The following is a 4,303-nucleotide window of genomic DNA, read 5'->3' on the forward strand; positions in this document are numbered from 1 at the left end:
TCCGCACCACCGTGGCCACCGCCGGAAACGACCACCGCCTGGGGGCCCAGGAGGCCCCTCCCGCCGTGCTCTCCATCTTCCTGGGCGATGAGCTCAACGCCGTGGTGGAGTCCATCATCCACGACACCCGCTACACCGATGCGGAGAAGAAGATGCTGAAGGTGGGTGTGGATGTGCTCCCCGCCATCCGCCAGGACAACACTGACCGCAACCGCACCTCCCCCATGGCCTTCACCGGCAACAAGTTCGAGTTCCGGATGCCGGGCTCCTCCCTGTCCGTCTCCGGCCCCAACATCGCCCTGAACACCATCATGGCCGAGGAGCTGGAGCAGTTCGCCGACGAGCTGGAAAAGGCGGAAGACTTTCAGTCCGCCCTGCACCAGCTGGTGAAGAGGACCCTCACCGAGCACCAGCGGATCATCTTCAACGGCAACGGCTACGACGACGCCTGGCTTCAGGAGGCGGAGCGCCGGGGACTGAGCAACCTCAAGTCCACCGCCGACGCCCTGCCCGCCTATATTGCCCCCAAGAATATCCAGCTCTTTGTCAAGCACGGCATCTACACCGAGGCGGAGGTCCGGGCCCGGTACGAGATCCACGTGGAGAACTACTCCACCGTCATCTCCATTGAGGCCAAGACCATGATAGACATGATCCGCCATGACATTCTTCCCGCCGTCTCCAAATACGCCGCCGAGCTGGCCCGGCGGGCTGCCGCCAAGGCGGATGCCGGTCTGCCCTATCAGTATGAGGCCGTCACGGCCAGAGAAGCCGCCGAGCTCACCGATAAGCTGATGGAACAATGCCGCGCTCTGACCTCAGATCTGGAGGGGATGCCCGCCGGGCCGGAGGAGGCCATGCGCTACTGTCACGACGCTCTTATCCCCGACATGGACGCGGCCCGGGCCTCTGTGGACGCTCTGGAGGTTCTCACCGCCGCCGAATACTGGCCCATGCCTGTGTACAGCCAGCTGCTGTTCTCCGTCTGATCCATACAGCCCCCGCTCCGGCCCGCTTTCGTCGGAGCGGGGGCTTCGCGCAAGGGGGAATATTTTCGCCGCCGGAAGTCCCACCCCCTCCTTTTCTCTCCAAAATATTCAAAATTTTCCCTTGCGCCCGCCGGTGCCCTGTGGTATACTGATACCCGCTGAAATCCATTTCCCGGAGGTGCCGCGGTGAAAAAGCGCAGTCACAAGCTCCTGGCCTCCACACTGCTGGAGTATGAACACGGATTCCGTGCCCGGCGGTACGAGTGGGCCTTTCTCTTCGGCTCCTTCCAGCCGGACTGCAACCCCCTGACCTACCTGAAGGGCTCCCTGCGGGCCCACAAGTTCCGGGGGCACAATTTTTCCAACTCTCAAGCCTACATAAACGCCCACATCCTGCGGCTCCAGCGCCGGGCCCGCTGGAACATTTGGCAGTACTACACCCTGGGCAAGCTGACCCACTATCTGGCCGACGCCTTCACCTTCCCCCACAATGAGAACTATCCCGACAGCCTCATCGCCCACCGGGCGTATGAGGACACCCTGCGGGTGTGTTTTGCGGAGTACCTCCAGAACCGCACTCTGCAGCTGGAGGAAGAACGGCGGGATCTGACTCTTGCCATTGACGAGCTGCACCGCCGGTACATGGAGACCCAGGCGGATGTGAATCAGGATGTTCGGTATATTCTGGAGGCCAATCTGCTCTTAATGGCCGGATGTCTCCCCTCCGCGGCCTGATTTCGGGCGAAATTCCCCGTTTTAATCTGTATTTTCCTTCTTCATTTGTATAGATTGACGGTTCCCATTTTCCCGTCATCGTGCTATCCTTTATTATATATTCCAGGATCGAAAGGGATATCTGACATGACCAACATCGCCCGCCACGCTGAATACCGCTACTTTAGCTTTACCTATTTTTATGGTAAGGCTTATTTGGGTTTGGCTGAATGCGTGCGCGTGTAACCTTTGGTTTTGTTGGAACCATTTGTACATGATGACCCGCGGCCGAACCGGCCGCGGGTTTTTTGTACCACTCTAAACTCAGGAGGACACCGTCATGATCGTTATTTTAAAGCACGACCCCAACCGCGAACAGCTGGAGAGCCTCATCAACTGGCTCCAGGAGAAGGGCATCGCTATCCACACCAGCATCGGCGAGGCCCACACCATCCTGGGGCTGGTGGGCGACACGTCCAAGCTGGACATTGACCTCATCGCCGCGCTGGACATCGTGGAGGATGTCAAGCGGGTCCAGGAGCCCTACAAAAACGCCAACCGGAAATTTCATCCGGAGGACACCGTGATCCATGTGGGCAACACCCAGATTGGCGGCGGCACCCTGACCATCATGGCCGGTCCCTGCTCTGTGGAATCCGAGGAGCAGGTGGTGGCCATCGCCAAGGCGGTGAAGGCCAGCGGCGCCACCATGCTCCGGGGCGGCGCCTTCAAGCCCCGCACCTCCCCTTATGCCTTCCAGGGTCTGGGCGCCACAGGCCTGGAGTACCTGAAAGTAGCCCGGCAGGAGACAGGCCTTCCCATCGTCACCGAGCTAATGGACCTGAGCCAGCTGCCCCTCTTCAAAGATGTGGATGTCATCCAGATCGGCGCCAGAAACATGCAGAACTTCGACCTTCTGAAAGCCGTGGGCCACCAGGACCGGCCTGTAATGATTAAGCGGGGCATGTCCGCCACCTATGAGGAGTGGCTCATGAGTGCCGAGTACGTCATGTCCGGCGGCAACGAGAACGTAATCCTCTGTGAGCGTGGCATCCGCACCTTTGAGAGCTACACCCGCAACACCCTGGACCTGGCTGCCATCCCCGTCATGCGGCGGCTGACCCACCTGCCCATCATCATCGACCCCAGCCACGCCACCGGTAAAAGCTGGCTTGTGGAGCCCATGGCCATGGGCGCTGTGGCCACTGGAGCCGATGGCCTCCAGATCGAGGTCCACAACGACCCCGCCCACGCTCTGTGCGATGGTCCCCAGTCCCTGAAGCCCGAGGACTTCGAGCCCCTGGCGAAAAAGCTGCTGGCGCTGCACGGCGCCGTGAAGTCCCTGGAGGACTGAGATCATGAATGTTGGAATTGTAGGCCTGGGGCTCATCGGCGGCTCTATGGCCAAGAGCATCAAGGCCCTCACGGCCCACAACGTCTACGGCGCTGATCTGGATACGGAGACCATGACTCTGGCCCGGATGTGCGGAGCCATCGACGCCCCCCTGACAGATGAGAATCTGCCCGAGTGCGGCCTGATTCTCATCGCCATTCGTCCCGGCGCGGCGGTGGAGTGGGTCCGCGCCCACGGGGCGCAGATCTCCAAGAACGCCATCGTGGTGGATCTGTGCGGCGTGAAACGAGTGGTGGTGGAGGCCATTACTCCTCTGGCGGAACAGTACGGCTTCGCCTATATCGGCGGGCACCCCATGGCTGGCCGGGAACGGGGCGGATTCACCGCCTCCAGCGAGGATCTGTACATGGGGGCCTCTATGATCCTCACGCCGGACAAGCGCACGGACATGAAGCTGCTGGAGACCCTCCAGGCCTTTTTCCTGGACCTGGGCTTTGCAGGCCTCACCTTCTCCCAGCCGGAGGAGCATGACCGTATCATCGCCTTTACCTCCCAGCTGGCCCACATCGTCTCCAGCGCCTACGTCAAGTCGCCGGAAGCCCAGCGGCGGAGGGGGTTCTCCGCCGGGAGTTTTCAGGATATGACCCGGGTGGCCCGGCTGGATGAGGACATGTGGACGGAGCTGTTTCTGGATGACAGCGATTATCTTATCAAAGAGCTGGATATTCTCATTCAGAATCTGGCGGATTACGCCGATGCGCTGAAAGCCCGCGATGCGGAGCGGGTGCGGACCCTCTTGAAAGAGGGTCGGGAGCTGAAGGCTTCTGCCGGAGGGAACTGATCGGTTTGCCCTTCCGGGCAGCGGGTGTCTTTACTCGCCCTGACGGGCGGGGAGGGATACAGCCATGATGATGGCTGGTGCATATGCACCCCCCATTTCTCTTTTCTCTGTCTTGCCAGAGAAAAGAGAAACGGGCCGTGCACGGTCCAAAGAGAAAAGAGAACGGGGGCCGAATTTGACCGCAGGGGTCAAATTCGCCCAAGATACGGGGGCTGGCCTGAACCGGTGCCCATAGGACCCTGGCAGTCTTCTGCCGGCTGCGGCTGACAGCGTACCTTGCGGGGACGCTCCGCCGCAGTTGGGACTGCTTTCGAGGCTGTTTTGCATCTTTGACGCAAGGCCCCCAGCGTCTCTTCCCGCGCTTCGCGCCTACTCTGTCCCGTTCGGGGAAGAAAGCTCGTCTAC

General features: G+C 60.8%; 3 protein-coding genes and 1 pseudogene. All 4 read left to right on the plus strand.

Annotated elements, in window-relative coordinates; translation table 11 throughout:
• Positions 1-989: pseudogene (locus tag QZ326_RS11580) on the plus strand (glutamine synthetase type III); the annotation flags it as partial.
• Positions 990-1,175: 186 nt separating this feature from the next.
• Positions 1,176-1,724 carry a zinc dependent phospholipase C family protein gene (locus QZ326_RS11585; RefSeq protein ID WP_295745341.1) on the plus strand — a complete coding sequence of 183 codons (549 nt, stop codon included), beginning with the start codon at positions 1,176-1,178 and terminating at the stop codon, positions 1,722-1,724.
• Between the two features lie 319 nt (positions 1,725-2,043).
• Positions 2,044-3,057: a 3-deoxy-7-phosphoheptulonate synthase gene (aroF, locus tag QZ326_RS11590; RefSeq protein WP_295745344.1), complete on the plus strand. Its 1,014-nt coding sequence runs from the start codon at positions 2,044-2,046 to the stop codon at positions 3,055-3,057.
• Positions 3,058-3,061: 4 nt separating this feature from the next.
• On the plus strand, positions 3,062-3,898 hold the full coding sequence (locus QZ326_RS11595; protein WP_295745347.1) for a prephenate dehydrogenase: 837 nt from the start codon (positions 3,062-3,064) through the stop codon (positions 3,896-3,898).
• Positions 3,899-4,303: the final 405 nt, after the last annotated feature.

The sequence above is a fragment of the uncultured Oscillibacter sp. genome (genome assembly GCF_910587525.1).
Lineage (GTDB): Bacteria > Bacillota > Clostridia > Oscillospirales > Oscillospiraceae > Oscillibacter.